The organism is Terribacillus saccharophilus, from assembly GCF_046592895.1.
In the GTDB taxonomy this organism is placed as follows: domain Bacteria; phylum Bacillota; class Bacilli; order Bacillales; family Amphibacillaceae; genus Terribacillus; species Terribacillus saccharophilus_D.
Genome location: NZ_JAWVPU010000003.1, coordinates 251,222 through 278,069, shown reverse-complemented (window position 1 = coordinate 278,069; position 26,848 = coordinate 251,222). Strand labels below are relative to the sequence as shown.

The window sequence follows — 26,848 nt, the reverse complement described above, 5'->3', positions numbered from 1 at the left end:
GTCACTTTAAGCAGACTTCTTTTTTTGTTGAGATCAAGTTGACCCTTATGCATGCAAGACTCTAAGTCAGGTAAGAGTTTCATCTGTGCGCTAAAATTCAACTTCTTACTTTCTACATCTTCAAAAACCTTATTAACAAATCCATTTAGAGAAGAAATTAAGTTGATTTTAGAAACTTTATCCAAAATATTTTCGTATTGTAACGTGTACATAAATAGCTCGAACTCTGATAAGACGTATAAATAGGAGGAACACGATGAATTTTTGGATTATGACTATCATATTCACCGTACTTATTATTGGTATATCTTTAATCTTCAAAAATAAGAAACCAGTAATGCTTTTGATTCCTGTAGTTGTTTCAATAGGGAGCATCTTCATGTTGATTGCGAGTTTCTTTATAGGAAGATGGGAAGGGATGGGGATTGGTTTCATCAGCATTTCCTTGTTGATTTCATCTGCGGCAGCATTGATAGTTGTTGGTTTGTTTGGTGTCGTAAGTTTCGATAGAAAGAGGGATTATAAATGAACATAGAAATGGATCTCTTCTGGATAGGGTTAGGTTTGGCGGCATTTGGCTATTTCATCGGAAATGGGTTGAAATATTTCAAGAATCCGAATGCAAAATATCATTTTGAAGATGAGTATCCAACTTTGATCAAGGAAAAAGATTTGCCCTTATATTTGAATTTAAATAAAGCGGAGGTGGCGGATTTGCTGAAGCAGTATCCTGATGCTCCTAAGATAGAGTTGGATGGTACTACATACTATCCATATCGTCCCTTCATGAAATGGGTGACATCAAAAGAAATTTACCAATAAGGAAGGGGGACCAGTACTATGCGAATAACCTTAAGAGCAGTGGATGCAGATAACTGGCATGATTGTGCCAAGTTAAGTGTAAGTGATGATCAAAAGGAGTATGTGGCTGGGAATGCTGTGTCTCTTGCACAAGCAGCGTATGAGAAGCAGTGGTATCCTCATGGCATCTATGCAGATGATACACTCGTTGGTTTTCTGATGTTTGGAACAGATCAAGAAACGAAGCGTGTGGAACTATGCCGTTATATGATCGACAAGCGGTATCAAGGAAAAGGCTATGGAAAATTGGCGCTTATCAAACTGCTTGAACTGATTGCAATCAGATATGGAGCTATCTCATTTTATACTAGTATCGTCCCTGGGAATGATGCAGCAGGAAAACTTTACGAAAGTGCTGGCTTCCAAATGACAGGAGAAGTGATGTGGGATGAGCAGGTTATGGTGAAGCAGCTTCATTAAACAAAGAATTTTCCGTATAAATATTTAAATATTCTAAAAGTATTGACTTTACATGATCCATAATTTATATTTCAACTAACAACTAAATAACCTTATCAAGAGAGGTGGAGGGACTGGCCCAAGGATACCTCGGCAGCAGACTTTATTAAGCACTGTGCCAAATCCAGCAAGCGTATGCTTGAAAGATAAGTAGAGTGGAACTGATCGGTTTTTTTTAACCTCTTCTTATTTCAAGGAGAGGTTTTTTTGTGACTATTTATAGGATGGAGAGGGGAATTGGAATGGGAATCGAAACTGCATATGGTGCCAAGCAATATCTTGAAACAGCAGCTATACTGGCGCAGGAGTTTGCCAAGGATGCGGGCGAACGGGATAAAGCAGGCGGTACAGCTAAGATCCAGCGCGATGCATTGAGGGAAAGCGGACTATTGAATCTCATTATTCCTGCAGAATACGGCGGGGCTGGGCAGCCTTGGTCACTTGTCCTTAGAATCGTACGAGAATTAGCGAAAGCTGATGCAGCACTTGGACATCTTTATGGCTACCATGCCTTTCAAGCTGTTTTGCCGCATATTGCGGGTACTGGGAAGCAAAAGAAGTATTTTTATACGCAATCAGCTGAGAACAACTGGTTTTGGGGGAACTCGTCCAATCCAATCGAACCTAGCTTGATTGGCAAAAAGCAAGGAGACGCATTCATTGTAAATGGCCATAATACCTTTAGCACAGGTGCTAAAGATTCTGATCGATTGGCTATCACCTGGTATGATGACACCGAAAAAACCACTTTTTATCTCGGGATCATTCCGAGCTTCAGGGAAGGAGTCACCATCAATGACGACTGGGATGGAATGGGACAGCGGCAAACGGATAGCGGATCGGTCAGATTTAAGAATGTTGTGGTGGAAGCTGAGGAAGTGATTGATTTTACAGAATCCAAAGGCACTCCATTTGCGACGCTCGATGCGGTTATCTCGCAGATTGTTTTAGCGAATGTATTCGTGGGTTCTGCAGAGGGGGCACTGACAGAAGCCAAGAAATATACAGTCGAAAAATCCCGGCCTTGGTATCTGACAAACTATGAAAAAGCGATTGATGATCCATTTATTCAGCGGAGCTACGGGGAGTTCTGGATAGATGTGCAAGCAGCTGTTCAATTAGTGGAAAAAGCCGGTGACAAGCTGGATGCTGCTTGGACTAAAGATCGTCTGCTGACAGAGGAGGAAAGAGGGGAAACAGCTCTGCTCACAGCAGCGGCAAATGCTTTTGGCACAAAGGTTGCGTTACAAGTGACCAGTGATATCTTTCAGGTCATGGGAGCCCGTTCGGCCACAAGGAAAAATAACTTTGACCGGTTTTGGCGAAATGTCCGCACCCATTCCCTTCACAATCCGATTGATTACAAACGGAAGAACATTGGGCACTGGTTGTTGACCGGGGAGTATCCCACTCCTAGTGTTTATTCCTAAACAGTTATCCGCTTAGGGTACGTCAGGTGGGAAGAACCCTGTCAAAAGGGGACTTGCCACCTTTTTTTCAGGTGATACTGTACCAGGTACTATAGTAACGCTTGTTTTGGTAAAAAATGGACTTTAGTTATATATGGGCATTTTGGAACCTCTGATATAATAGTAGGACAATAGCATAGGTGACTCAAGGGTGGTTTGCGCATTACTCTTTCCTTTGACGGAGGGTGGTGTAGCGGATGACGGTGGCTGAGGCGTTGACGTTGATGATCGGATTTGGAACGTTGATTGTTGCGATCTTGTCGGAAAAGAACCAGAAAAAATAACCACCCTTGAGTTGGCAGCTCGAGATGGGTGGCTATGTATCCTCTTTTTCGCGCAGATCCCCTAGGGAATCATGCTATTTCTGGACAGACCGATTGGTGTTGGCAGCACCGTGAGGTCTTTTTCTGTGCACAAATATTATAGTAGCGCAGATGGAAAGGATTGTCATGTGACTATGGGCGGAGTTCTGTTGCTATTTCAATCATTCGTCCATCTTTGCGAGCAACTCGTTGTATTTCGTTTCATCCTCCGTTGTTTCATTCCAGCCTTCTGCGTATATCTTTAAAACATTTCCGCCTGCGATTTCCAGGATGGCGTTCACATTTTCTGCCTCGTTCGTCAGCAGGACATAGGAAATTGAAAGTCCTCGATAAGGCTGGATTTCTTTTGCTACCTTTGCATCCTTCAAAGCGTTCACAAAGGGAGCTTCTTCATCCTGTTGTAGTCGGGCGGCCATATCTTCATCGATGATTTCATCAGTGCTGGCCCCATTTATCAATTCCAAGAATTTCTCTGCTGTATCCGTGCTATCCTGAGTGGTTGTTTCCAATTGTTCTTCCTGCATTTCTGCTTGATGCTCCGTTATGGATGCTTGCAGGTCGCGATCGACTGGTACAGCATTCATCTTCTTTTCCCACATTGGATAAAATTTAACAATGATATAAACAGCCATGATAGCGGCAATCAAAAGGGCAGCAGGCAGACGGCGGCGTTTCTTGCCCTTTTTATAAGATGATGGGGATTGAGTTGATGTCGGGATATGTTTGGCATCTTCTTTTCTTTTTTCTGTTTCTTTCTCTTTTTCTTCTGCGTCCATAGGGGACCTCCTCTGTAATGCTAGACATATTTTATCGAAAGGTGGGTGTTTTTTCCATGCAAATAAGCGAATTGATACTTCAGTCACAGAAATATCTTGTCTTCCTTGTGAGTATTGAAATAGAAAGTAAACATCAGATAGTTTAAAAGTAATACATGAATTAAATGTTGGAAGAGAGGAGACTAACTAATTGTTCTTTTAATCAGTAAAAGAGCAGTGGTTTACAATAAGAACCAAGCAATGCTAGTAAGTGTTCAATACGGAAAAAACGGGAGCCATTTCCGACTCCCGTTTGACTATTTGGAACGCAGATATTTGCTTGTTAAGACAGCGATCAATTTAGCGAAAACGAATATCAGCACAGCGATCAGCAGGATTTCAGCTATCATGTAGAACCATCCGGAAGCTGAATGCTGCATCGTCACATTACCGACTGCAATGGAGATCACGATAGCCAGTGCCCACAGAAGGTAATTATTGTTGAGCAAAGACATATATTCTCCCTCCTCGCTATTAGGTATAGCCTCTTGTACTACAGAAATCATCAAAGAAAGCTGCTTCTCCTTGGAGATTCTGACATGCTTTTTGGATTCCATAAAGGGTGACTTCTGTTATGATGACTCCACCGATAGTCGTTCCCAGAAAAGCTGCAATCGGAATCAATACAGCTGGTAGGGCTTGAGTGGAGAAGTCACCAGTCGAAGCATTCGGATCGAATCCGATTGCTTCATTCATAGCTTCTACCTCTTCAAGTGATAAGTTTTCGAAGAATGAATTGAATGTAGCTGCTTCCGTTGATGTTAATCCTAGATCTTTTGCTTGTGCTTCGTCGAATTCATAAAGTTTCGTTTCGGAATTATAATATGCGGAGTTTGCGACAGCGTTGACTTTTTCATCAGAAAGGGTTCCATTGGCAGCATTTGCAGACATTGGGGCTAGGAGTACCATGACTAGAGCGGACACCAGCACTGCGACAACGATCTTCAAGCTACTGTTTTCACGGACAGAGTTTACCATCTGTGCATTTCCCCTTATGAATTTTTTATCACCGCTGGTAGGCGCTGACAGTGAACTATTTCCGTTTTGTGGAAATAAGAAACGACTTTTTACACAACAGTATGGAAGTATGAGGAAGGATTGACTAGCTGAAGGTTGCACCCTAGTATGATAGTAATTCAGTATAAGTTTTGGCAAATATAAAGGAGGAAAAAAGGCATGTTTTTGAAAAGAGTTAAGCTTCTGCGGGAAAATGATCATGACTCCAGCATCTTCCCATTCAGCATTCCGGCAATCCGGCAACTGGATGAGCTGGATTTGAAGCATCCTGTCACCTTCTTTGTCGGGGAAAATGGCAGCGGCAAGTCGACCTTGATGGAAGCAATTGCAGATATTTGCGGATTCAATACAGCTGGCGGAGGACGGAATAATGCATATGAAGTAGACGCATCCGAAGCACATCTTTCCAGTCACATCCGCCTTTCCTGGCTTCCGAAAGTGACCAATGGTTTCTTCCTGCGAGCTGAATCATTTTATCACTTTGCATCTCACATGGATCAAATAGGGTCTTATGATGCGTACGGCGGAAAATCACTCCATCACCAATCACATGGAGAAGCTTTTCTTTCATTATTTCAAAATCGTTTTGGCAAAAAGGCAATCTATCTGCTTGATGAGCCGGAGGCCGCATTATCCCCTCAGCGTCAGCTGACGTTCCTGCGAATCATTCATGAATTGGAGAAAACAAAAGAAGTGCAATTCCTCATAGCAACACACTCCCCGATCTTGCTTGGCTATCCTGGAGCCGAAATTCTCCATTTCAGTGAAGAAGGAATACGAGCAGTGGATTATGAAGAAACAGAGCATTATCAGGTTACGAAAGGGTTTCTGCAGAATCGGGAAGGGTATTTGAAGCATTTGTTTGAATAGGCATATGTTCTTCCAGAGATCTTTCCAGTACAATGAAAGAAAAAAATGGAAGAGGTGGGGAGCATTATGTCCGTTTTATTCAAAGAAATGAATACAGAAGAAGTACAGCGTTATATCGCTTTTGAAATACCGAACTATGCTGAAAATGTTTCAGCTGGTATGGGTATTCCGAGAGAAGCAGCTCTTAAGGATGCGGAGAAACAGCTGCACAGTTTATTGACAGAAGATAATAGAAAAAAAGATCACTATATCGGACATATATTTTGTGAAGCGAAACAAGAGAATGTCGGCATACTTTGGTATAACATCCAGAGAGAAAGAGACAGAGCATTTATTTATCATATTTACATAAAAGAAGAGTTTCGTAAGCAGGGTTATGCCAGTGCGGCATTGACTTTGTTGGAGGAGGTAGTGAAACAAAAAGGAGTTAACACCATTGCACTGAATGTATTTGCCAATAATGAAAGTGCACAGCATTTATATCGTCGTATGGGTTATGCGACAGCATCAATGGTGAAGACGAAGAAAATCTGAGGTGGGGATCTCATGGAAATACGATCATGTATAGAAAACGATCTTAAACTATGCGGCGAAACATACGCTGAGGTTTTTAATCAAGCTCCGTGGGATGAGGCCTGGACCGCAGAAACCGCTTTGTCTTACTTGATTGATTTTTATCACACACCAGGGTTTGAAGGAATCATCGCAGTAGAGAATGAGGAAGTCATAGGGTTTCTCTTCGGGGTAAAAAGAAAATGGTGGTCTGGAGATGAATTTTTTATAAACGAAATGTGTGTGCGAACTGACCAGCAGAACAAAGGCGTCGGCAAGGCTTTGATGGAGCATCTCCTCAAACTGACAGATGCAGAGGCGATTTCTTTGCTCACTGACCGTGGGCTGCCAGCTGAAAACTTCTATAAGCGAAATGGATTCAAGGAAATAGAGAGACTCGTGTTCCTGAGCAGGAATGTATAAAACAAGTGGATTTGAGGGTGTATAAATGAAAAAAACTGTCCTTATATTTCTTATTGAACAATACGCAGATTGGGAAGCAAGTTATGTTGCAGCGGAATTGCAAGCACCACATTCAGAGTATCAGGTGAAGACGGTCACGCTGGACGGTCAACCGGTAACATCTATCGGCGGTTTTAAGATCCTCCCAGATCATAGTTTAAGAGAGGCAAAGTCTATCGATTTTCATATGCTGATCATGCCTGGGGGAAACACGTGGAGACAGCCTGAAACTGTTCCTGTAAGAGAGCTGGTTGCACACTGCTTTACACAAGATATTCCGGTAGCGGCTATTTGTGATGCAACTGTTTTCCTTGGTAGGCATGGTTTCTTGGAAGACGTGAAGCATACGAGCAATACCTTGGAAAACTTGAAAGAAGGTGCACCAAATTATCAGAATGAAGATAATTATAATCATGTTCAATCAATTTGGGACGGAAAAGTGATTACTGCAAATGGGACGGCGCCTTTGGAATTTGCCAGAGAGATACTGAAATTACTAAAAGTCAGAGAAGATGAGAAAATCGATCGCTGGTTCCGATTCTTCAAAGAGGGTATGGTAGATAATCTAACAACAAACTAAATTTTCTGAATTGCAATGCTATAATGGAGAGGAATTCTTTTTTAGGAGGATACCCATTTGCAAACAAGCCAGAGTGTATATGAAAAGATAGCTGCAATTTTACAAGATAAAAGTGAGAAGCTGATTTCTGTCAGCGATAGGATATGGGATTATGCAGAGACAAGATATGAAGAAGTGAGATCTGCTGAAGTTTTGGCGCAAGCATTGGAAGAGGAAGGCTTTGTGCTGGAGCGGCAGGCAGGTGGAATAGAGACGGCATTTGTCGCGAGTTACGGAAGCGGGAAGCCCGTCGTTGCTCTGCTTGGCGAGTTCGATGCATTGTCTGGTTTGAGCCAGCAGGCGGGCAGTGCAACGAAGGATCCGATAGAAGAGGGCGGCAGCGGACATGGCTGTGGACATAATTTGCTCGGGACAGGTGCGATGGCAGCTGCCATTGCTGTGAAGCAGCTGATGGAGGAAAGCGGACTGCAAGGCACAGTGCGTTATTATGGCTGTCCTGCCGAAGAAGGAGGAGGCGGGAAGGCCTTCATGGCGCGGGCTGGTCTTTTTGATGATGTGGATGTGGCACTCACATGGCACCCTTGGGATGAAAACCAAGTCTATCATGCCAGGATGCTTGCTACATGTCAGGTGTACTTCCGCTTTACTGGTACAAGCAGTCATGCAGCCTTCAGTCCGCATTTAGGCAGAAGTGCCTTGGATGCAGTGGAGCTGATGAACATCGGATCCAACTTTCTGCGGGAGCATATCATTCCGGAAGGACAGCTGCACTATGCGATTACCGATGCAGGCGGCATGAGTCCGAATGTTGTCCAGTCTAATGCGGAAGTTCTATATAAAATCCGTGCTCCGAAAATGGGGCAGGTAGAAGCAATCCTGGAACGGGTAAAGGATGTTGCCAGGGGTGCAGCTTTGATGACCGGTACCGAACTGGATATCCAATTCGATGCAGCATCGGCAGACTTGATACCGAATGTAACATTGGGAAAACTGATGCAAAAGCATTTGGAAGCTACCGAATCACCCAGCTATACAGAGGAAGAATACACATTTGCCCAAGAAGTACAGCAAACATTCGGGGCTGAAGAAAAAGCTATGATTCAGAAAAAAGACAATAGGATCCTTTCACAAGGAGTACTTGATTTTCAATCCGAACCTAGCTTCTTTAAAGGATCGACAGACGTTGGGGATGTCAGCTGGCTTGTTCCTACCGGGCAGATTTATGTCGCTACCTGTGCTTATGCGACACCATTCCACAGCTGGCAGCTAGTCACGCAAGGGAAGTCATCCATTGCCCATAAGGGGATGCTGCTCACCGGCAAAGTGCTGGCAGCGTCTGCGATGGAATTATTAGAAAAACCAGAGCTGCTGGAGGGGATAAAAGCAGAGCACAAAGATAATCTTGACGGGGAAACATACAAATCATTGATACCTGCAGATACATATCCGGCTCCAATCAAAAGAAAAAAATAAGCAAACAAAAGGCATTTCCTACGGGAGATGCCTTTTTTGTTTTCAACTTGTACGTTTATGTTGAAAGAAAGTGATTGATTGTACGTACAAATTAATGTAAAATCACATTAAGTAATCAAATATACGTACAAGGAGGAGTGAGTCTGATGCTGGATGAATTAAAGGAGCAGGTGCTGCAAGCAAATCTAGATCTTCCTAAATATAAGCTGGTTACTTTTACGTGGGGAAATGTAAGCGGTATCAATAGGGAATCTGGTCTGGTGGTGATCAAACCTAGCGGAGTGGCATATGAGAAGTTGACAGCAGAGGATATGGTAGTTGTCAACTTGGATGGCGAAGTGGTGGAAGGAGACTTGAAGCCTTCATCAGACACGGCCACACATTTGTTATTGTACAAACATTTTGAGGATATCGGCGGTATCGTCCATACACATTCTACTTGGGCAACAGCATTTGCACAATCTGGAAAAGGAGTTCCTGCCCTTGGTACAACTCATGCGGACTACTTCTATGGAACTGTCCCTTGCACCCGCCCGATGACCGGACAAGAGATACAGCAGGACTATGAACTGGAGACTGGTAATGTCATCGTCGAGACTTTCCGGAAGAAAAGACTTGATCCAAACCAAGTACCAAGTGTGCTTGTCCATAAACACGCACCTTTCAATTGGGGGAAGACACCGGCCGAAGCGGTACATAACGCTGTTGTGCTGGAAGAAGTAGCCAAGATTGCGCATCTCTCCTATCAGCTTGATCAGCAGGTGGAGGAGATGGATCAGCAGCTTTTGGATAAGCATTATCTGCGAAAGCATGGAGCCGATGCTTACTACGGCCAAATCACTTAGGAGGGAATTTCCGATGGGTACGGATAAATTCGCAATTGGTATCGATTATGGGACACAGTCCGGCAGAGCAGTACTTGTCCGGCTTCGAGATGGAATGGAGATGGCAGAGCATGTCACTGCATATCAACATGGTGTCATGGATGTGAAACTTCCTCATTTGGATAAGGCCTTAGGCTATGAGTGGGCGCTGCAGCATCCGATGGATTATCTGGATGTGCTGCATCAGTCTGTTCCGGCAGTTATCCAAGCGGCTGGGGCTGACCCGGCAGACATCATTGGATTAGGCATCGACTTTACCGCTTGTACGATTTTACCGGTTGATAACAAGCTTGAACCATTATGTTTTGATCCAGCTTTCCGTGATAATCCGCACAGCTGGGTCAAGCTGTGGAAACATCATGCTGCACAGGAAGAAGCGAACAAGCTGAATGAAATCGCAGAGGAGCGAGGGGAGGAATTCCTGGCTCGTTACGGAGGGAAAATCAGTTCGGAATGGATGATCCCGAAAATATGGCAGATTGCAGATGAAGCGCCGGAAATTTATGAAGCCGCTGATCAGTTTATCGAAGCAACCGATTGGGTCATATCCCAGTTGACAGGCGAGTTGAAAAGGAACAGCTGTACAGCTGGGTATAAAGCGATCTGGCATAAGCAGGATGGCTATCCGTCTGCTGATTTCTTCGGAAGTTTGCATCCTACGCTGCGGGACGTGACGGATACAAAGCTGCGGGGAGAAGTTTATCCGCTTGGAACAAAAGCAGGGGAACTGCAATCATCACTTGCTGCATCTATGAATCTGGCACCAGGTATCGCGATTGCTGTAGGAAATGTCGATGCCCACGCAGCGGTCCCGGCCATGGGCGTGGTAACGCCTGGAAAACTCGTAATGGCAATGGGTACGTCCATCTGTCATATGCTGCTCGGCACGGAGGAGCGGACTGTCGAAGGGATGTGCGGTGTGGTCGAGGACGGCATCATCGAGGGGTACTACGGATACGAAGCAGGACAGTCTGCTGTTGGCGATATTTTTGGCTGGTTCGTCGAGGAGCAGGTGCCAGCCTATGTGCATCAGCAAGCAGAAGCGGCCGGTCTGAATGTTCATCAGTGGCTGGAGGAACGCGCTAGTGCTTATCGGCCGGGTGAAACGGGGCTGCTGGCACTGGATTGGATGAATGGCAATCGCTCAGTGCTGGTTGATACCGAATTGAGCGGGCTGGTGATCGGACTGACTCTGGCGACGAAGCCGGAGGAGGTGTATCGTGCCTTGCTCGAAGCGACGGCTTTTGGCACGCGTAAGATTGTAGATGCTTTCCAACAAAGCGGAGTTGCAGTGGAAGAGCTTTATGCATGCGGCGGGCTGCCGCAAAAGAACAAGCTGCTTATGCAGATTTTCGCTGATGTGACCAACCGGCCGATTTATATTGCGGATTCTGTCCAAACGCCGGCAGTTGGTGCGGCGATGTTCGGTGCCGTAGCGGCTGGAGCGGATGCGGGTGGATATGACAGCATTTTGGATGCAGCTGGAAACATGGCACGAATCAAGGAAGAAGTCATTCAGCCAATACCGGAGAATGTGGAAATTTATGAACTGCTTTACCAGGAATATAACACGCTGCATGACTATTTCGGGCGAAAAGACAACGACGTGATGAAACGTCTGAAAGCGATTCGATCTCAGTCGGAAAGAAAACTGACAATACAGTGATAAAGGGGGAGTTAGCATGTTGCAAGTAAAACCATATGTATTTTGGTTCGTGACAGGAAGCCAGCAGCTATACGGGGAAGAAACACTCAACCAGGTGCAGGTGAACTCAGAGGACTTGGTAACGAAACTGAATGAGCAAGGATCACTGCCGTTTCCAATCACGTTTAAAGCAGTACTGACAAATGCAGCAGACATCCAGGAGTTGGTCCTGAAGGCGAATGCAGATCCAGAGTGTGCGGGTTTGATCACCTGGATGCACACTTTTTCGCCTGCTAAGATGTGGATTGGCGGACTGAAAGCACTGCAGAAACCGCTCTTGCATCTGCATACACAGTACAATCGTGAAGTACCTTGGGATTCAATCGATATGGACTTTATGAATCTGAATCAATCCGCGCACGGAGACCGGGAATACGGCTTTATGGGCACACGTCTTAACAAAGTCAGGAAAGTCATCGTCGGATATTGGGAAAATAAAGAAATCCAAAAGCGGATAGCTGATTGGATGACGACTGCTGTCGGGTTCAATGTAAGCCAGCAAATCAAAGTAGCACGCTTTGGCGATAATATGCGTACTGTGGCGGTGACGGATGGAGATAAAGTAGAAGCGCAAATCAAATTTGGCTGGACAGTTGATTATTATGGTATTGGCGATCTTGTTGCCGAAATGAAAGAAGTGACGGATGCTGATGTAGAAGAGCTTTTCGGTACGTACAAGAATGCGTACGATTTGCCGACGGATGAAAAGCAGCTTGCTTCTGTCAGAGAGCAGGCGCGGATTGAAGTTGCTCTGAAACGCTTCTTGGACCGAGGCGGCTATCAGGCTTTCAGTACGAACTTCGAGGATTTGCATGGTATGAAACAGCTACCGGGACTTGCCGTTCAGCATCTGATGGCGCAGGGCTATGGCTTTGCCGGAGAAGGAGACTGGCGAACCGCGGCACTGGTACGCTTAATGAAAGCGATGGCCAATAATGATCGAACATCCTTCATGGAAGACTATACGTATCATTTAGAAGAAGGCAATGAACTGATCCTCGGCTCGCATATGCTGGAAGTCTGTCCGACATTGGCTGCAAATCGCCCATCCGTCCAAGTGCATCCGCTTGGTATGGGCGGCAAAGATGATCCGGCGCGAATCGTCTTTGACGGGATTGCTGGTGAGGCAATCAATGTGTCCATCATCGAGCTTGGCGGGCGCTTCCGCATGATCATCAATAAAGTGGAAGCGGTCGAAGCGGAATACGAGACGCCGCATCTGCCGGTTGCGAAGGTGCTGTGGAAGCCCAAGCCATCACTTAGCGAAGCAACCGAAGCTTGGATTTATGCAGGCGGCGCACATCACACAGCGCTAACGTTCGCGCTCACAGCCGAGCAGTTGGAAGATTTTGCTGAGATGGTTGGCATTGAATGCGTGACAATCGATGACCATACATCTTTGAAGCAATTCAGGAAAGAACTGCAGTGGAATCAAGTGGTGTGGAAATAACTTCTTTAAAGGATAAAATAGAAGGCTCGCTGGACTCCATGCAAGCCTTCTTAATCATCCTGTTCAGTAAAATCTCATACCATCTATACTATCGAAAGAAGAATCAAAAAGGTGTGCAATATAATCTTTGATTTTGTGGCACTATAGTCAATCTGCTTTCGATTATAGAGTATAAAGGTATTTCTCCATTTATTTCAGAATATTCAACAGTTCAGTCAGTTTGGTTATTTCGTAATCCGGGTTCAGCGGCAGATGGTTCGGCAGCCTGCCTGGATTAAACCAGCATGTGTCCATCCCCGCTATATTTCCTCCTTGAATATCCGCAGCTAAAGAGTCCCCAATGATCAGGGAACGTTCGGGCTCGATGCCGGGAACGCGTTCAAATACATAATCGAAAAAACCTGCCATTGGTTTTTGGAAACCAGTATCTTCCGAGACAAATACTGATTGGAAGAAAGGAAGCAGTCCGGTAGCCTTGAGCCGGCGGAATTGTGTTTCGGAAACGCCGTTCGTCACAATATATAATGGATAATCTCTTGAGAGTTTCTCCAATACATCAGCAGCGCCAGCTATCATATGTTTACCATGTGACAACAGCTCACGATAAGCAGCATCAAGCTCTGCTCCTTCGACCTGGCGATCATAAAGAGCAAAGAACTCTGTGAATCGGGAACTGACGACTGTGTCGCGGTCGATTTCACCTTGTTCAAAGGCATGCCATAACCGTTGGTTGATGGTGCGGTAAGCTGTCATCGCTGCTTCATCAATCGGCAGACCATTCTGCTGGAATAATAATGGGAGTGCTTCTTGTTCGGTTTTTGTGAAGTCCAGGATAGTATTGTCTACGTCGAAAAATAGTGCATCGTATTGTTTTGTCATGATGATTTCCTCCAATTATTATGTGTAAACCCGTCATTGTTTCAGATGGGAAGTACTATCTGATTTCGTAATTTTGTATATAGAAATCCATAAGTGCTTATCTTTTAGGAGTTCCATGAAAAACCTTGCTTTCTGCTGTTGCTACATTTATTAATAGCTGATAGGAAAAGAAGAAGGACATATGTCCCGATCGTATCATATCTTTATTGGGAAGCAAAACACGTATGGATTTTATGCGGCTGTCTCAATTATTTTACAATAGGAATGAAGGAGGATAGTGCGCTTGTTCCATGATATGTGTTATGCTAACTTATACGAACATGTCAAGGAAGCTGGTGTAAGTTATGCAGACAAAGTATGCGATTGTGAAACAGGCAATCAAGTCCAAAATCCTCGATGGTACATATGAGCCGCATGCTAAAATACCATCAGAGAGTGAAATGATGAAGCAATTCGATGTCAGCCGCCATACGGTTCGCCTTGCCATCGGTGAATTGGTGTCAGAAGGCTGGCTCTACCGCGAGCAAGGTGCAGGTACATTCTGTGCCGATCGATCAAAGCAACAGCTGCAGCAAAACAGGACACAAAATAAAAATATCGCTATCGTTACAACATATATATCCGATTATATCTTTCCTTCCATCATCCGCGGCGCAGAAGCTTATTTAAGTGATCGTGGCTATAATGTCAGTTTGTTCAATACAAATAATGATCATGAAAAAGAGCGCGAATATCTGGAGCGAATCATCACGACAGGCTTCGATGGGGCGATCATCGAGCCGACCAAAAGTGCATCGGCCAATCCGAATATCAATTATTATTTGAATCTGGAAAGGCTGCAAATTCCCTATATCATGATCAATGCTTATTACGATGCATTGGAGCCGTATCGAGTCCTTGTCGATGATGAACGCGGTGCATTCCTTCAGACCGAGCATCTAATCAAGCAAGGTCATCGGGACATCGTCGGTTTCTTCAAGACTGATGATATGCAAGGTACACTCCGGATGAAAGGATACTTGAAAGCGTATCGCGAATATAAAGTTCCTATCAATCCGAAGCATATCGTGACATACAGTACGGAAGAGAAGCTGGAGAAACCTGCACAAGAGCTGGAAAATCTATTGAGTCAGACAGATACCAAACCGACTGGGTTGGTTTGTTATAACGATGAACTGGCAATCAAACTAATCAACGTCCTGCGCGAAAAGACTATGAAGATCCCGCAAGATATATCGATAGTAGGCTTTGATGATTCTTTCCTGACCGAGTTGTCTGAAGTGAAGCTGACATCTGTCGAACATCCAAAAGCAGAGCTTGGACGGGCAGCAGGAAAACTGATATTGGAATTGATTGAAAGCCAGCATGGCAAAGGATCTGAAGCTGCAGTTGAGAGCATTGTTTTTCCCACTAAATTGAAAGAAAGACAATCGACACAGCCTATCGGAACAGATACGCTTGAAAAGATAAAATGAGAAATGGAGCCGGAAATCCGGCTCTATTTTTTTGAACTTATTGTTCATATTCTTGTATATCCCCTTTCGGTTATCATCTTGTTCGTATAAGTTTTAAAGATGTTCTTCTTAAACTTATTGACTGATTACCAGTGTGATGTTACCATGGACATAATACAAAACGTATAGGCTGAATCTTGAAATGTATGCGCTATCATCCAGACTGATCCTCAGTAAGCCGATTACGTAGAGGGAGGTATGACCTCTTTAGTAAACGCTTTCAATTATGTTGAATCCAAAATAAGGGGGTAGCTTTGATGAAGAAAGTGTGGAAAACGCTTTTAATCGGTTTGATGGTCGTTGTGCTGGTCGCTTGCAGCAAGGGCAGTGGTGGCAGCGGAAGTGAAGCGGATGAAACGGAAGTAGTCGGTGGGGATTTGGAGAATGCAACAGAGATAACCTATTGGACATTTGTCGGTCAGCATATGGATTTATTCAAAGATGCAGCAGAGCGCTGGAATGCAGAATTCCCGGATCGCCCTATCAAGCTGGTGGCTGAAACGTATCCATTTGACCCAATGCATAATAACTTGCTGCTAAGTTTGCAGTCGGGTAAAGGTGCGCCGGATATTGCTGATATAGAATTGAGTAAGTTCCCTAACTTTTTGCAAGGAACACCGCAGCTTGAACCTATGAACGAGTATGTGGAGCCTGTACTTGCCGATTCCGTTGAGGCTCGTTTTGATTTATATAAGAAGGATGATGATTATTATGGTGTTCCTACACACGTAGGTGCTACTGTAATGTATTATAATACCGAGATCATGGATGAAGCAGGAGTGGATATTGATTCCATCGAAACGTGGGACGACTTCGTGGAAGCTGGCAAACAAGTGACAGAAAAGACGGATGCTGTCATGTGGAATGTAGGAACCAGTGACTTCCTGATGGATCTGTGGCCGATGGTGTCACAGCAGGATTCTGATTTCTTCGACTCAGAAGGGAACTTGACGCTGGATAACGAAACGAATGTAGAAACGCTCCAATTTTTGTATGACGCCATCTATACAGAAAAGATTGCTGAGCTGACACCTGGTGCGAATAACCAGAGTGAGGATTTCTATAAGTACTACAGTGAAGGGAAATCAGCTGCCATCCTAGCGCCGCTTTGGTATATGGGCCGCTTCGTTGATAACATGCCGGAAATGGAAGGGAAAATTGCCATCAAACCGCTTCCAGCATGGGAAGAAGGCGGTAAACGTTCTGCGGGTATGGGAGGTACCGGAACGGTTGTGACGAATCAGGCAGAAGATAAAGAATTGGCTAAAGAATTTCTTGCGTACGCAAAGCTCTCGGAAGAAGGAAGCAGTAACTTGTGGAAGATCCTTGGTTTTGATCCGCCTCGCTGGGATGTATGGGAAAGCGAAGCAGTCCGGGAAGACAACAAGTATTATCAATTCTTCGGTGACGGTATTTTCGATATGCTTCTGGAAGTGAAAGATGATATCAATACCCTTCATATCACAGAGAATACACCGGATGTTTCAACCGAATACAATACGATCATCGCTGATTCTGTATTAAGGCAGAAAAATAAGACGCCTGAGGAAGCGATGAAAGAAGCCGCTGATAAGATTGAAAGTACGATGCAGCAATAGATAGGATATATCATGGGAGCAACGGCTAATCGTTGCTCTTTTTTTTTAAAACCTCTTTTATTACAAAAAATGCTTGTTTTTGGAAAGATATCTGACTATACTAAACTTATACGTACATATTTATCCTGAGATAAAACCTGCCCTAAATATGTTCGTACATGATGCGAGAGAAGTCGCCTTTCTTTTTCTTTTAATTTGTAAGCGTTATCAAATAAAGGGAGTGGAAGTACATGGCCGATAAATTGCAAGCAAATATGGTGTTGGATAAAAGTTATCAAATCAGTAAAGTCGATCGGAGGATTTATGGTTCATTCATTGAACATTTAGGCAGGGCGGTCTATGGCGGTATTCATGAACCAAGTCATCCAAAAGCAGATGAACAAGGTTTCCGGAAAGACGTCATCGAATTGGTAAAGGAGCTGCAAGTGCCAATCGTTCGTTATCCTGGCGGGAATATGGTTTCTGCTTATAACTGGGAAGATGGTGTCGGTCCGCTGGAAAAACGTCCTAAACGGTTGGAGCTTGCCTGGCGTACGATCGAGCCGAATGAAATCGGGACAAATGAGTTTGTGGATTGGGCAAGAAAGGTTCAGGCGGATGTCATGATGGCAGTGAACCTTGGTACAAGAGGCATTGATGCTGCGCGTAATCTGATTGAATATACCAATCATCCGAGCGGGACGTATTATAGTGATTTACGCAGGGAGCATGGCTATGAACAGCCGCATAATATCAAAACCTGGTGCTTGGGCAATGAAATGGATGGCCCTTGGCAGGTAGGGCATAAGACGGCAGTCGAATACGGCCGTATCGCGAAAGAAACGGGCAAAGCGATGAAGCTAGTCGACCCGAGTATCGAACTGGTGGCCTGCGGAAGCTCGAATACCGATATGCCGACTTTCCCGGAGTACGAAGCGACGACGCTGGATATCGCATACGACGAAGTGGATTATATTTCCCTGCACCAATATTACGGCAATAGCTCCAATGATCCAGCCAACTATTTGGCGAAGAATATGGATATGGATCATTTTATCAAGACTGTGACTGCGACGTGTGATTATATCAAGGCTAAGCACCGCAGCAAGAAGACGATCAATCTGAGCTTCGACGAATGGAATGTCTGGTATCACTCCAGAGAGCAGGACGAAAAGCTTGATCCATGGACAATCGCACCACCGCAGCTGGAGGATGTGTACAACTTCGAAGATGCGCTCTTGGTTGGCAGTATGCTCATCACCTTGCTCCGGCATGCTGATCGGGTGAAGATGGCCTGCATGGCGCAGCTGGTGAACGTCATTGCGCCGATCATGACCGAAAACAATGGTCAATCTTGGAAACAGACAATCTATTATCCTTATTTGCACGCATCCGTTTACGGAAGAGGCATCAGCCTGCAGCCAATTCTCTCTTCACCGAAATATGATAGCAAGGACTTTACCGACGTGCCATATATCGATAGCGCTGCTGTTTATGATGAGCAGGAAGAAACGCTGACACTTTTCCTCGTAAACAAGCATTTGGACGAAACGATACCGCTGGAGGCAGATGTGCGAAGCTTTGACGGATATGAGCTCAAGGAGCATATCGTACTGGAGCATCATGATCTGAAAGCTGTCAATACGAAAGATACAGCTCGTGTCTCCCCGCACAGCAAAGGGGAATCAAGCTTGGATGGCGGCCGCCTTCAAGCGCAGCTGAATCGGACTTCCTGGAACGTCATCAGGCTGCAGAAGGCGCATGCAAATTAAAGCGGAGGAGGAATTGTGATGCGTACAGTTACGCCAGTAGCGCCTGTGAGAGCGCGCAAAAAACAAAATAAACTTCTCAAGTTTCTCAATTCGAAGAAGGTAGTGCCTTTTGTTTTCATATCGCCGTTTGTACTGTCGCTGCTCCTATTCACGGTGTATCCTGCCATCCAGGGTGTGATCATGAGTTTCCAGAGCGTTCTCCCTGGTCAAGTGGAGTTCATCGGAACGAGCAACTATGAACGCGTGTTCAACCCGACATTTTACCGAGCTGTTTCGAATACGACCGCTTATGTGATCCTGACTGTATTGATTCTGACCATCATTCCAATGGTGCTGGCAGTCATCTTGAATTCCAAGCATATCCGCTTTCGGACACTGTTCCGTGCTTCATTATTCATTCCGGCACTCACATCGACGATCGTCGGCGGTATGATATTCCGCTTCATGTTCAGTGAGCAAGAGGGAGCGGTGGCGAACCAGATTGTCGGTTTGTTTGGTGCAGATGCGGTGAAATGGATGTTCACGCCTTGGGCAGCCATCGGGCTTATGGTCTTGCTAGCAAGTTGGCGCTGGGTCGGTGTCAATATCCTGTATTTCCTCGCTGCGTTGCAAAATGTGCCTGATGAGATGTACGAAGCAGCTCAAATAGACGGCGCGACAAGATGGCAGCGCTTTCGTTTCATCACGATGCCGATGCTGAAGCCGATCATCATCTTTGTCAGCACCATCACGATCATCAATGGCTTTCGGATGTTCGAAGAAAGCTATGTGTTCTGGTCTGTCGGCTCTCCAGGTAATATCGGACTATCGATTGCCGCTTATATTTACCAGCAGGGGATCCAGCAGAATGATATGGGCTTCGGTGCTGCGCTTGGTGTCGTTTTGATGCTCATCATCTTTGTGATCAGCATCATTTATCTGATTGTCACTGGAACATTCAAAAAGGGGGATAGGTGATGAAAAAGAATAATAACAGACTGCTAACGATCATCACCACTGCAGTCATGGCAATTGTCAGTTTAATAGCGCTATTTCCGATCTTAAGCATGGTGCTGTCATCTTTCATTCCATCTTCCTCTTTGATGAGGAACGGCATGTCATTCAGTTTTCCATGGGATGAATTGACGTTAAGCAACTACACGTACATCTTCACACAATCGTCTGAGTATTGGACTTGGTACGGAAACAGTCTCTGGATTTCCGCATTGATGATTGTCTTGTCTTTGTTCTTTTCTTCCATGGTCGGATATGCACTGGCGATGTATGACTTCAAAGGCAGCAACATCTTTTTTGTGGCGGTTCTGTTCATTTTGATGGTTCCATTCGAAATCCTGATGCTGCCGTTATTCCGGCTGATGATGGATATGATGTTGATTGATACGTATCTTGGTGTCATTTTGCCAGGTGTCGTTGCCCCGGTGGCTGTGTTCTTCTTCCGGCAATATGCACTTGGCTTGCCGAAGGAATTGATGGATGCAGCTCGGATAGATGGATCGACGGAGTATGGTATTTTCTTTAAAATCATGCTGCCGTTGATGGGCCCGTCACTGGCGGCAATGGCTATTCTGCAAGGTCTTGGCAGCTGGAATAACTTCCTATGGCCGCTGTTGGTGCTTCGATCGAATGACATGTTCACCTTGCCGCTCGGGCTGGCAACGCTTTTGACACCATACGGAAATAACTATGACGTTTTGATCGCCGGATCTGTTATGACAATCATTCCGATTGTCATCCTGTTCGTCTTCTTCCAGCGCTATTTCATTTCCGGATTGACTGTTGGCGGTGTAAAAGGCTGAAGATGGGTTTTGAATAGAAAGGAGATTGGACCATGCTGAACAAAGCAATGAAAAATCTTGATAAGTCTCTCCTGTGGATTACCCGGTTTGCATACTTGAATGCTTTATTCCTGCTATACACCCTCCTGGGCTTGGTCGTTGCCGGAGCAGCTCCGGCAACGGTGGCGGCTTTGCAAGTTTCCCGCCGCCTGCTGCATGGAGAGGAAGTGAAGATGCATCAAACGTTCCGTCAAGCATATAAACAGGAATTCTGGTCAGCGAACAAGTTAGGGTGGGTGCTCGGAGCGGCAGGCTTCATTTTGTATACGAATTATCTGCTTATCAGGCAGGCGGACGGTCAGCTGTTTTTCCTGGTGCCATTTCTTTTCTACGTACTCATTTTCTGCTATGTAACAGTCGTGCTGTGGAGCTTTCCGCTGCTGGCGCATTACAAGGCAAGTACGTTTCAGGTCATCAGGAATGCCTTCATCATCGGACTGACTAGATTCCATATGACACTGTCGATTGGCGTACTATTGTTTGCGCTTTTGTATCATAGCATCGGCTTGCCGGTGCTGCTGCTCTTCTTCTGCTTCAGCTTCAGTGCATTCGGCTGGATGTGGCTGAGCATGAAGGTATTTGTCACGATGAAGCAGGCAGAGCGATTGGCAAGCTAAACATTTCTGATGGATTGGAGCGATAAGCATGTCGACTAAGCTGATCATTCAAGCAGATGTAGTGGAAGGGAAAATCAATAAAAACATCTATGGCCACTTTGCCGAACATCTTGGCAGAGGTATTTATGAAGGGATTTGGGTTGGTGAGGATTCGCCGATCCCGAATACGAAAGGGATCAGAAGCGATGTACTGGAAGCACTTCGGCAGCTGCATATACCGGTACTGCGCTGGCCTGGCGGCTGTTTTGCCGATGAATATCATTGGAAAGATGGCGTCGGACCGCGTGAAGAACGCAAGCGGATGGTGAACACGCACTGGGGAGGAGTCGTGGAGAATAATCATTTCGGTACGCATGAATTCTTCACGCTGTGCGAACTGCTCGGGGCTGAGCCGTATATTTGCGGAAACGTCGGCAGTGGGACTGTCCAGGAAATGTCAGAATGGGTCGAGTACATGACATTCGATGGCGAGTCGCCGATGACAGCGTGGCGTCAGGAAAATGGCCGCAAAGACCCGTGGGAGTTGACTTACTTCGGTGTCGGGAATGAAAACTGGGGCTGCGGCGGGAATATGCGCCCGGAATATTATGCTGATTTGTATCGTCGTTATCAGACTTATGTACGTAATTATGGAGATAACAAGCTGTATAAAATTGCTGGCGGGGCCAATATCGATGATTACAAATGGACAGAAACGCTGATGAAGGAAGCTGCGGCAATGATGGATGGCTTGAGTTTGCATTATTACACGATTCCAGGTGATTTCTGGCTAGGCAAAGGCTCGGCCACTGATTTTACCGAAGACGAATGGCATCTGACATTGAAGCGAGCATTATTCATCGAGGAATTGATTGAAAAGCATGGCACCATCATGGATAAATATGATCCAAAGAAACGTGTCGGGCTGATCATCGATGAGTGGGGTACATGGTTCGATCCAGAACCAGGCACCAATCCTGGCTTTCTGTACCAGCAGAATACAATTCGCGATGCACTCGTTGCAGGTGCTTCCCTGAATATATTCAACAACCACAGCGACCGGGTCCAGATGGCCAATATCGCCCAGACGGTTAACGTTCTGCAGGCGATGATACTGACGGAAGGACAGGATATGATCAAGACACCGACGTATCATGTGTTTGATTTATATCAGGTGCATCAAGATGCAGAGCGGCTAGCTTTCCATATGGAAACGGATGACATCAAGCATGGTGAGCTCGCGTATCCGGCTGTCAGTACCTCGGTATCGAAAGGGCAAGACGGCACTATTCATATCAGCTTCTGTAATTTGAATCACACCGATGAGGTGACGGTGGAAACAGACGTGCGGGGCGGGGCAGTTGGATCGGTAAGCGGGAAAATCCTTTCAGCGGATAAAAAAGATGCCCGCAATACATTTGAGCAGCCTGACGCTGTAAAAACAGAGTCGTTCACGAATTTCACAGTGAAAGATGATGGCGGAATTCATGTCTCGCTGCCGCCTTTGAGCGTGACAGTGCTAACAATCAAGGAGGGTGCCTGATGCAGCTATCAGCAGATATGTTGGCATTGGCAGAGGAGTTCGGGATAAATCCTGATTCGTTTCCGGGACTTGTTGTGGAAGCAGATGCGCTGCCAGCCATCAGTGCCTATCTAAAGGAAAAACGCTGGCATAAGGCAGTCCTTATCATGGATGCACAGACGAAAGCTGCTGCAGGTGAACGGCTTGCAGGACTGCTCGAGAATGAGAGTATACAAGTTCATGTGATCGAACTGCTGGCAAACCACCATTCTCAGGTGAATGCAGATGAAACATCCCTTGTGCAAGTGCTTGTCGAAACGCCGATGGATACGGATGTCTTGCTGGCAGTAGGGGCTGGCACGATTCATGACATCACTCGTTTTTGCAGTCAGAAGCTTTCCATCCCATTTGTGGCGGTTCCGACAGCCGCATCAGTGGATGGTTTCACTTCCAAAGGTGCACCATTGATTTTACGTGGAGTGAAGCAGACGATTCAGACAGCAGCGCCAGTTGCTGTGTTTGCTGATTTGGATGTATTATGTGACGCTCCTCGACCGCTTACTGCCGCCGGTTTTGGGGATATTTTAGGGAAATTCACGTCGCTGCTTGACTGGGAGATTTCTGCAATGGTTGGCGGTGAGCCATATAATACGCTGGCGGCGAAAATGACGAGACGTTCGCTGGACTCCTGTATAGATCATATCGAGGACATTGCCCAGGGAGATCAAGCTGGTATCAAGATCTTGATGCAAGCATTGATCGAATCCGGCCTTGTGATGCAGGTGCTGGACTTTTCCCGACCGGCTTCAGGAGCAGAACATCATTTATCGCATTACTGGGAGATGCATTTGCTTGAGAAGGATGAACGGCAGCTTTTGCATGGAGCCAAGGTTGGGGTTGCTTGTGCAATCATAACGGAATTGTACAAAAGCTGGGCGGAACAATTCGATGCTTTGGACGCTGCAGGAACAATTAGTGCTGCACTGCGGGAGAATTGGGAAGAAATCCGTCTGAAGATTGCAGCGCTGCCGACAGCTGAAGCCCTGCGCTATTATCTGTATCAAGTGGGAGCACCTACTTCGACTGAAGAGATTGGTATAGACGATAAGCTGGTGCAGGAAAGCTTGAATGAAGCTTACCATTTGCGCGACCGATGCACCGGGCTGTTTCTCATCAATCAATTCAAGGAAGAGCAGATCACTTTTCCGCTGCAGGATCGGATTGGCAAGCCATGACATGCCGGACTTGTCCGCAAAGGAGAATGTATGGTGCAGATGAAGCAACGGCACTTGTAGCAAGTCAATTAGCGTTGGAGCCAGATTTGGCCGAAGAAGCGACAATTTCTGCCCGTTTAGCCATTTGCTCAGCCTGTCCGTCACTGACAGCTGATCATACATGTCTGCACTGCGGCTGTTTTGTCCAGTTCAGAGCCTCCCTTCCAGATAAGTTCTGCCCCCACCCTGCAGGAGATCGCTGGCAGCGGGTATAATCTAAGAGAGGAGGCGAACGGGATGAATTTTTATAAAGATTTGGATGCCATCTTATTTGATTTGGATGGGACAGTCTGGAAGGACTTTATTTTGATAGACGGAGCAGCTGAGGCGATTCGGATTTTACAGGATGCAGGTAAACGAGTAATTGGATTAAGTAATCGCGGTACGCACTCGCGGAATCAGATTGCGGCATATTTTCAGGAGCAGGGCATCCGGTGGGAGAAAGAGGATATCATTCTTTCCTCCTATCTCGCAGCGGATTATCTGTACACCTATTACCCAAAGCTGCCTGTATGGGTGCTTGGAGAAGAAGGGTTGCGCGAAGAATTGGCAGAGGCAGGTTTGACGCTTGCGAAAGAACCAGAGGAAGCTGATTGGCTCGTCATTTCTTTGCACACTGATGTGACGTATCATGATTTGAACCAGGCATTCCGGGCTGTCATGCATGGCGCACGGATCCTTGCGACGAATCAAGATCCCGTTTTTCCAGGGAAAGATGGTTTGCAGCTGGACGTGGGCGGATTGATTGGTGCCATCGAAGCATCAACAGGTAAGAAAACAGATATCATCGTCGGAAAACCGTCTCATTTCATGTATCAGAAAGTCATGCAGCAGGCAGGCAGTATACCGGAAAAAACGATGATAGTGGGTGACAGCCTTACTTCCGATATCGCAATGGGAACTATGTTCGGCTTGAAAACGGCATTGGTGCTGACCGGAAATACAACAAAAGAGCAGGCGGAGATCTCGAGTATCAAACCGGATCTGATCCTAGGATCCATCAAGGAGCTTCCATTCACTTAAGAATTTGGAGGAGATAAGATGAATATTACAACCGCTAAACCCTTTGAGATTCAGGTAAAGCAAGGGGAAAGAGTTGTATTGCCTAAGACAGTTGACATGCAAATCGATCAAGGGGTGCAAGGTACTTTTGTAGTCGATTGGCCGGAATTGCCGGATATGACGAAGGCGGGAATATATGAGGTGGAAGGTACCATCATAATGGAAGAATTTCCTGAGCCGTTCATTGAACAGCGGGCTGATCCATATATCCTGAAGGCAGAAGATGGGTTTTATTATTTCACTGGTTCGTATCCACTCTACGACAGAATCGTACTGCGCCGCTCCAAGACACTGGAAGGGCTGCCTGAAGCAGAGGAACACACCATTTGGAGAGCACATGAATCTGGTATACTATCAGAACACATCTGGGCACCTGAACTGCATCATATCGACGGAAAATGGTACATGCATTTTGCGGCGGGAGAAAAAGAGGATGTCTGGGCAATACGTCCATACGTGTTGGAATGTGCAGGTGATCCCCTGACAGATGAATGGACCGAAAAGGGAGCTATCAATACAGACTTTCAAAGTTTCTCTCTGGATGCCACGACATTCCAACATCAAGGCAAGCGCTTCCTGGTCTGGGCCCAGAAAACAGAACAAGACACGATTTCCAATCTATATATCGCCGAGATGGAAACACCATGGAGGTTAAAAGGCAAGCAAGTACTGCTTGCAAAGCCTGAATATGATTGGGAAAAGGCTGGTTTTGATGTCAACGAAGGTCCGGCATTCCTGCATCGGCATGGTAAAGTATTCCTGACATTCTCTGCTAGTGCGACAGATGACCGTTATGCAATGGGTCTTTTATATGCAGACGAAAACGCCGACTTGCTTGATCCTGCCTCTTGGACGAAACTGCAGGATCCCGTCCTGACAAGTTCGGATAATACTGGACTTTACGGGCCTGGCCACAATAGCTTTACTGTGACAGAGCAAGGGTTGGATCTGCTTGTCTATCACGCTAGACCATATAAGGAAATCGAAGGTAATCCCTTATATGACCATAATCGTCATGCTCGTATCCAGCGCTTTTTCTGGAAGGATGATATGCCGTATTTCGGCGAACCAGGGTTTAAGCTGGAGACGATTGTTAAGCCAAAAGCAATTATTATAGTTGAATAACACGAAAATCCTTATACGCAGGTTGTATAAGGATTTTTTTTATGTATTTTTTTAATGGTCGCATGTAGGGATAGATTTCCTGACTTACCTGTGCAGTATGCAGTAACTTATTCGAATCATTCGGAGTAACCGCTTATATCCAGAAAAGCATGGCATACGGTATGACAAAGATTAAAGTGGAAATTGTCAGGAAAACTAGCATAAGAATACCTTGGGTTTTCCAAAATGATTTCTTTTCAGCCTTTGACTTAAAGGGAATTATGAAGAAGAACGAGATTAGTCCAGCTAATAGACCCATACCTAAAACCGCAAGCGATCCAGTTAACAACATACCCATAATTAGTCCTTCTGCAAAGGTCTCGAATGTCTGCATACCTTTCTCAAGGTGCTCAAATACTTCATTTAATCCATAATCCTCTCCTTCAATCAAGGCAGATTGCAGGGTGAATGTATCGGATAACTTCATAAACAGCATTCCTCCTATCTTCCTGAATAAATTTACACTTATTGCAGTTATTTGAAACTCTTATATTTTAAAAATATAGCAAAACGCAGTCAAATACCGGAAAAATTGGTGATGGGGAGAATGGAGAGATAGTGAGTATCAGTTTCCCTACCATTTAACAAAAAATGTAGAATCTAAATAATATTGCCTATATCAAACGATTAGAACAAGTAATACCGAACATTATAAACTTTTATATTTTAAATGTACGTATTTTTATTGACTTTCCATCTGCACAATAGTTAAACTAATCTTAAATATTAATAT

At 45.3% G+C, this 26,848-nt stretch carries 29 protein-coding genes and 1 riboswitch; of the genes, 24 read left to right on the top strand and 5 right to left on the bottom strand.

The window, feature by feature from the left end; all coding sequences use genetic code 11:
• Nucleotides 1–256 precede the first annotated feature (256 nt).
• The 5 genes from SFC66_RS12315 to SFC66_RS12295 all read left to right on the top strand — a co-directional run bounded on the left by SFC66_RS12315 (nt 257) and on the right by SFC66_RS12295 (nt 3,073).
• A complete protein-coding gene (locus tag SFC66_RS12315; RefSeq protein ID WP_411219025.1) occupies nt 257–529 on the top strand; it encodes a YesK family protein in 273 nt (90 codons plus the stop codon).
• Between the two features lie 2 nt (nt 530–531).
• On the top strand, nt 532–822 hold the full coding sequence (locus SFC66_RS12310) for a DNA-binding protein (RefSeq protein WP_411219115.1): 291 nt from the start codon (nt 532–534) through the stop codon (nt 820–822).
• An 18-nt stretch (nt 823–840) separates the two neighbouring features.
• Nucleotides 841–1,281 carry a GNAT family N-acetyltransferase gene (locus SFC66_RS12305; RefSeq protein WP_411219024.1) on the top strand — a complete coding sequence of 147 codons (441 nt, stop codon included), beginning with the start codon at nt 841–843 and terminating at the stop codon, nt 1,279–1,281.
• An 89-nt stretch (nt 1,282–1,370) separates the two neighbouring features.
• Nucleotides 1,371–1,473, top strand: a riboswitch (SAM riboswitch).
• An 89-nt stretch (nt 1,474–1,562) separates the two neighbouring features.
• On the top strand, nt 1,563–2,750 hold the full coding sequence (locus SFC66_RS12300) for an acyl-CoA dehydrogenase family protein (protein ID WP_411219023.1): 1,188 nt from the start codon (nt 1,563–1,565) through the stop codon (nt 2,748–2,750).
• A gap of 236 nt (nt 2,751–2,986) precedes the next feature.
• Nucleotides 2,987–3,073, top strand: coding sequence for a putative holin-like toxin (locus tag SFC66_RS12295; protein ID WP_280137069.1), 87 nt, complete (start codon nt 2,987–2,989; stop codon nt 3,071–3,073).
• Between the two features lie 200 nt (nt 3,074–3,273).
• Here the strand turns inward: SFC66_RS12295 and SFC66_RS12290 are convergent, their stop codons facing one another.
• The 3 genes from SFC66_RS12290 to SFC66_RS12280 all read right to left on the bottom strand — a co-directional run bounded on the left by SFC66_RS12290 (nt 3,274) and on the right by SFC66_RS12280 (nt 4,905).
• Nucleotides 3,274–3,888 carry a hypothetical protein gene (locus SFC66_RS12290; RefSeq protein WP_411219022.1) on the bottom strand — a complete coding sequence of 205 codons (615 nt, stop codon included), beginning with the start codon at nt 3,886–3,888 and terminating at the stop codon, nt 3,274–3,276.
• A gap of 296 nt (nt 3,889–4,184) precedes the next feature.
• Nucleotides 4,185–4,382 carry a hypothetical protein gene (locus tag SFC66_RS12285; protein ID WP_411219021.1) on the bottom strand — a complete coding sequence of 66 codons (198 nt, stop codon included), beginning with the start codon at nt 4,380–4,382 and terminating at the stop codon, nt 4,185–4,187.
• Nucleotides 4,383–4,401: 19 nt separating this feature from the next.
• Entirely contained in the window at nt 4,402–4,905 is a 504-nt protein-coding gene (locus tag SFC66_RS12280; protein ID WP_411219020.1) for a hypothetical protein, read from the bottom strand.
• A 198-nt stretch (nt 4,906–5,103) separates the two neighbouring features.
• Between SFC66_RS12280 and SFC66_RS12275 the strand changes: the two genes are divergently transcribed.
• The 8 genes from SFC66_RS12275 (at nt 5,104) to araA (ending at nt 12,920) form a co-directional block, all read left to right on the top strand.
• Nucleotides 5,104–5,814, top strand: a complete 711-nt coding sequence (locus SFC66_RS12275; protein ID WP_411219019.1) for an AAA family ATPase — start codon at nt 5,104–5,106, stop codon at nt 5,812–5,814.
• Between the two features lie 66 nt (nt 5,815–5,880).
• Nucleotides 5,881–6,348 (top strand): GNAT family N-acetyltransferase, encoded by a 468-nt coding sequence (locus SFC66_RS12270; protein WP_411219018.1) that lies wholly within the window; start codon nt 5,881–5,883, stop codon nt 6,346–6,348.
• A 12-nt stretch (nt 6,349–6,360) separates the two neighbouring features.
• A complete protein-coding gene (locus SFC66_RS12265) occupies nt 6,361–6,789 on the top strand; it encodes a GNAT family N-acetyltransferase (RefSeq protein ID WP_411219017.1) in 429 nt (142 codons plus the stop codon).
• A gap of 25 nt (nt 6,790–6,814) precedes the next feature.
• Complete coding sequence (locus tag SFC66_RS12260; protein ID WP_411219016.1) at nt 6,815–7,408, top strand: type 1 glutamine amidotransferase family protein; 594 nt, start codon at nt 6,815–6,817, stop codon at nt 7,406–7,408.
• Between the two features lie 57 nt (nt 7,409–7,465).
• Complete coding sequence (locus SFC66_RS12255; RefSeq protein WP_411219015.1) at nt 7,466–8,881, top strand: M20 family metallopeptidase; 1,416 nt, start codon at nt 7,466–7,468, stop codon at nt 8,879–8,881.
• A gap of 146 nt (nt 8,882–9,027) precedes the next feature.
• Entirely contained in the window at nt 9,028–9,726 is a 699-nt protein-coding gene (gene araD, locus SFC66_RS12250; RefSeq protein WP_411219014.1) for an L-ribulose-5-phosphate 4-epimerase, read from the top strand.
• Between the two features lie 13 nt (nt 9,727–9,739).
• Nucleotides 9,740–11,431, top strand: a complete 1,692-nt coding sequence (locus SFC66_RS12245) for a ribulokinase (protein WP_411219013.1) — start codon at nt 9,740–9,742, stop codon at nt 11,429–11,431.
• A 16-nt stretch (nt 11,432–11,447) separates the two neighbouring features.
• Nucleotides 11,448–12,920, top strand: a complete 1,473-nt coding sequence (gene araA / locus SFC66_RS12240; protein WP_411219012.1) for an L-arabinose isomerase — start codon at nt 11,448–11,450, stop codon at nt 12,918–12,920.
• Between the two features lie 189 nt (nt 12,921–13,109).
• Here the strand turns inward: araA and SFC66_RS12235 are convergent, their stop codons facing one another.
• Complete coding sequence (locus tag SFC66_RS12235; protein WP_411219011.1) at nt 13,110–13,799, bottom strand: YjjG family noncanonical pyrimidine nucleotidase; 690 nt, start codon at nt 13,797–13,799, stop codon at nt 13,110–13,112.
• Nucleotides 13,800–14,143: 344 nt separating this feature from the next.
• Between SFC66_RS12235 and SFC66_RS12230 the strand changes: the two genes are divergently transcribed.
• The 11 genes from SFC66_RS12230 to SFC66_RS12180 all read left to right on the top strand — a co-directional run bounded on the left by SFC66_RS12230 (nt 14,144) and on the right by SFC66_RS12180 (nt 26,076).
• Complete coding sequence (locus SFC66_RS12230) at nt 14,144–15,274, top strand: GntR family transcriptional regulator (protein WP_411219010.1); 1,131 nt, start codon at nt 14,144–14,146, stop codon at nt 15,272–15,274.
• A gap of 296 nt (nt 15,275–15,570) precedes the next feature.
• The gene (locus tag SFC66_RS12225) at nt 15,571–16,911 is read left to right on the top strand and encodes an ABC transporter substrate-binding protein (protein WP_411219009.1); all 1,341 of its coding nucleotides are present in this window, start codon (nt 15,571–15,573) and stop codon (nt 16,909–16,911) included.
• A 230-nt stretch (nt 16,912–17,141) separates the two neighbouring features.
• Nucleotides 17,142–18,662, top strand: a complete 1,521-nt coding sequence (gene arfA, locus SFC66_RS12220) for an arabinosylfuranosidase ArfA (RefSeq protein ID WP_411219008.1) — start codon at nt 17,142–17,144, stop codon at nt 18,660–18,662.
• An 18-nt stretch (nt 18,663–18,680) separates the two neighbouring features.
• Nucleotides 18,681–19,619 (top strand): carbohydrate ABC transporter permease, encoded by a 939-nt coding sequence (locus SFC66_RS12215; protein ID WP_411219007.1) that lies wholly within the window; start codon nt 18,681–18,683, stop codon nt 19,617–19,619.
• Nucleotides 19,619–20,458, top strand: coding sequence for a carbohydrate ABC transporter permease (locus tag SFC66_RS12210; protein WP_411219006.1), 840 nt, complete (start codon nt 19,619–19,621; stop codon nt 20,456–20,458). The genes SFC66_RS12215 and SFC66_RS12210 overlap by 1 nt, the downstream gene beginning before the upstream one ends.
• A gap of 32 nt (nt 20,459–20,490) precedes the next feature.
• Entirely contained in the window at nt 20,491–21,114 is a 624-nt protein-coding gene (locus SFC66_RS12205; RefSeq protein WP_411219005.1) for a YesL family protein, read from the top strand.
• A gap of 28 nt (nt 21,115–21,142) precedes the next feature.
• Nucleotides 21,143–22,636 carry an alpha-N-arabinofuranosidase gene (locus SFC66_RS12200; protein WP_411219004.1) on the top strand — a complete coding sequence of 498 codons (1,494 nt, stop codon included), beginning with the start codon at nt 21,143–21,145 and terminating at the stop codon, nt 22,634–22,636.
• On the top strand, nt 22,636–23,850 hold the full coding sequence (locus SFC66_RS12195) for a sn-glycerol-1-phosphate dehydrogenase (RefSeq protein ID WP_411219003.1): 1,215 nt from the start codon (nt 22,636–22,638) through the stop codon (nt 23,848–23,850). The genes SFC66_RS12200 and SFC66_RS12195 overlap by 1 nt, the downstream gene beginning before the upstream one ends.
• Nucleotides 23,769–24,104, top strand: a complete 336-nt coding sequence (locus tag SFC66_RS12190; protein ID WP_411219002.1) for a DUF6171 family protein — start codon at nt 23,769–23,771, stop codon at nt 24,102–24,104. Before SFC66_RS12195 ends, SFC66_RS12190 begins: the two co-directional genes overlap by 82 nt.
• A gap of 22 nt (nt 24,105–24,126) precedes the next feature.
• Nucleotides 24,127–24,912, top strand: coding sequence for an HAD-IIA family hydrolase (locus tag SFC66_RS12185; protein ID WP_411219001.1), 786 nt, complete (start codon nt 24,127–24,129; stop codon nt 24,910–24,912).
• Nucleotides 24,913–24,930: 18 nt separating this feature from the next.
• The gene (locus tag SFC66_RS12180; protein WP_411219000.1) at nt 24,931–26,076 is read left to right on the top strand and encodes a family 43 glycosylhydrolase; all 1,146 of its coding nucleotides are present in this window, start codon (nt 24,931–24,933) and stop codon (nt 26,074–26,076) included.
• A 133-nt stretch (nt 26,077–26,209) separates the two neighbouring features.
• Here the strand turns inward: SFC66_RS12180 and SFC66_RS12175 are convergent, their stop codons facing one another.
• Nucleotides 26,210–26,542 (bottom strand): hypothetical protein, encoded by a 333-nt coding sequence (locus tag SFC66_RS12175; protein WP_411218999.1) that lies wholly within the window; start codon nt 26,540–26,542, stop codon nt 26,210–26,212.
• Between the last annotated feature and the right edge of the window lie 306 nt (nt 26,543–26,848).

Bases quoted from the DNA above. Each gene is read 5' to 3' on its own strand.
- SFC66_RS12315 (WP_411219025.1), top strand. From the start codon at position 257: ATGAATTTTTGGATTATGACTATCATATTCACCGTACTTATTATTGGT.
- SFC66_RS12190 (WP_411219002.1), top strand. From the start codon at position 23,769: ATGCACCGGGCTGTTTCTCATCAATCAATTCAAGGAAGAGCAGATCAC.
- SFC66_RS12175 (WP_411218999.1), bottom strand. From the start codon at position 26,542: ATGAAGTTATCCGATACATTCACCCTGCAATCTGCCTTGATTGAAGGA.
- SFC66_RS12230 (WP_411219010.1), top strand. From the start codon at position 14,144: ATGCAGACAAAGTATGCGATTGTGAAACAGGCAATCAAGTCCAAAATC.
- SFC66_RS12300 (WP_411219023.1), top strand. From the start codon at position 1,563: ATGGGAATCGAAACTGCATATGGTGCCAAGCAATATCTTGAAACAGCA.
- SFC66_RS12270 (WP_411219018.1), top strand. From the start codon at position 5,881: ATGTCCGTTTTATTCAAAGAAATGAATACAGAAGAAGTACAGCGTTAT.
- arfA (WP_411219008.1), top strand. From the start codon at position 17,142: ATGGCCGATAAATTGCAAGCAAATATGGTGTTGGATAAAAGTTATCAA.
- SFC66_RS12275 (WP_411219019.1), top strand. From the start codon at position 5,104: ATGTTTTTGAAAAGAGTTAAGCTTCTGCGGGAAAATGATCATGACTCC.
- SFC66_RS12290 (WP_411219022.1), bottom strand. From the start codon at position 3,888: ATGGACGCAGAAGAAAAAGAGAAAGAAACAGAAAAAAGAAAAGAAGAT.
- SFC66_RS12210 (WP_411219006.1), top strand. From the start codon at position 19,619: ATGAAAAAGAATAATAACAGACTGCTAACGATCATCACCACTGCAGTC.
- araA (WP_411219012.1), top strand. From the start codon at position 11,448: ATGTTGCAAGTAAAACCATATGTATTTTGGTTCGTGACAGGAAGCCAG.
- SFC66_RS12295 (WP_280137069.1), top strand. From the start codon at position 2,987: ATGACGGTGGCTGAGGCGTTGACGTTGATGATCGGATTTGGAACGTTG.
- SFC66_RS12205 (WP_411219005.1), top strand. From the start codon at position 20,491: ATGCTGAACAAAGCAATGAAAAATCTTGATAAGTCTCTCCTGTGGATT.
- SFC66_RS12195 (WP_411219003.1), top strand. From the start codon at position 22,636: ATGCAGCTATCAGCAGATATGTTGGCATTGGCAGAGGAGTTCGGGATA.
- SFC66_RS12200 (WP_411219004.1), top strand. From the start codon at position 21,143: ATGTCGACTAAGCTGATCATTCAAGCAGATGTAGTGGAAGGGAAAATC.
- SFC66_RS12285 (WP_411219021.1), bottom strand. From the start codon at position 4,382: ATGTCTTTGCTCAACAATAATTACCTTCTGTGGGCACTGGCTATCGTG.
- SFC66_RS12235 (WP_411219011.1), bottom strand. From the start codon at position 13,799: ATGACAAAACAATACGATGCACTATTTTTCGACGTAGACAATACTATC.
- SFC66_RS12180 (WP_411219000.1), top strand. From the start codon at position 24,931: ATGAATATTACAACCGCTAAACCCTTTGAGATTCAGGTAAAGCAAGGG.
- SFC66_RS12265 (WP_411219017.1), top strand. From the start codon at position 6,361: ATGGAAATACGATCATGTATAGAAAACGATCTTAAACTATGCGGCGAA.
- SFC66_RS12245 (WP_411219013.1), top strand. From the start codon at position 9,740: ATGGGTACGGATAAATTCGCAATTGGTATCGATTATGGGACACAGTCC.
- SFC66_RS12225 (WP_411219009.1), top strand. From the start codon at position 15,571: ATGAAGAAAGTGTGGAAAACGCTTTTAATCGGTTTGATGGTCGTTGTG.
- SFC66_RS12260 (WP_411219016.1), top strand. From the start codon at position 6,815: ATGAAAAAAACTGTCCTTATATTTCTTATTGAACAATACGCAGATTGG.
- SFC66_RS12215 (WP_411219007.1), top strand. From the start codon at position 18,681: ATGCGTACAGTTACGCCAGTAGCGCCTGTGAGAGCGCGCAAAAAACAA.
- SFC66_RS12280 (WP_411219020.1), bottom strand. From the start codon at position 4,905: ATGGTAAACTCTGTCCGTGAAAACAGTAGCTTGAAGATCGTTGTCGCA.
- SFC66_RS12185 (WP_411219001.1), top strand. From the start codon at position 24,127: ATGAATTTTTATAAAGATTTGGATGCCATCTTATTTGATTTGGATGGG.
- SFC66_RS12305 (WP_411219024.1), top strand. From the start codon at position 841: ATGCGAATAACCTTAAGAGCAGTGGATGCAGATAACTGGCATGATTGT.
- araD (WP_411219014.1), top strand. From the start codon at position 9,028: ATGCTGGATGAATTAAAGGAGCAGGTGCTGCAAGCAAATCTAGATCTT.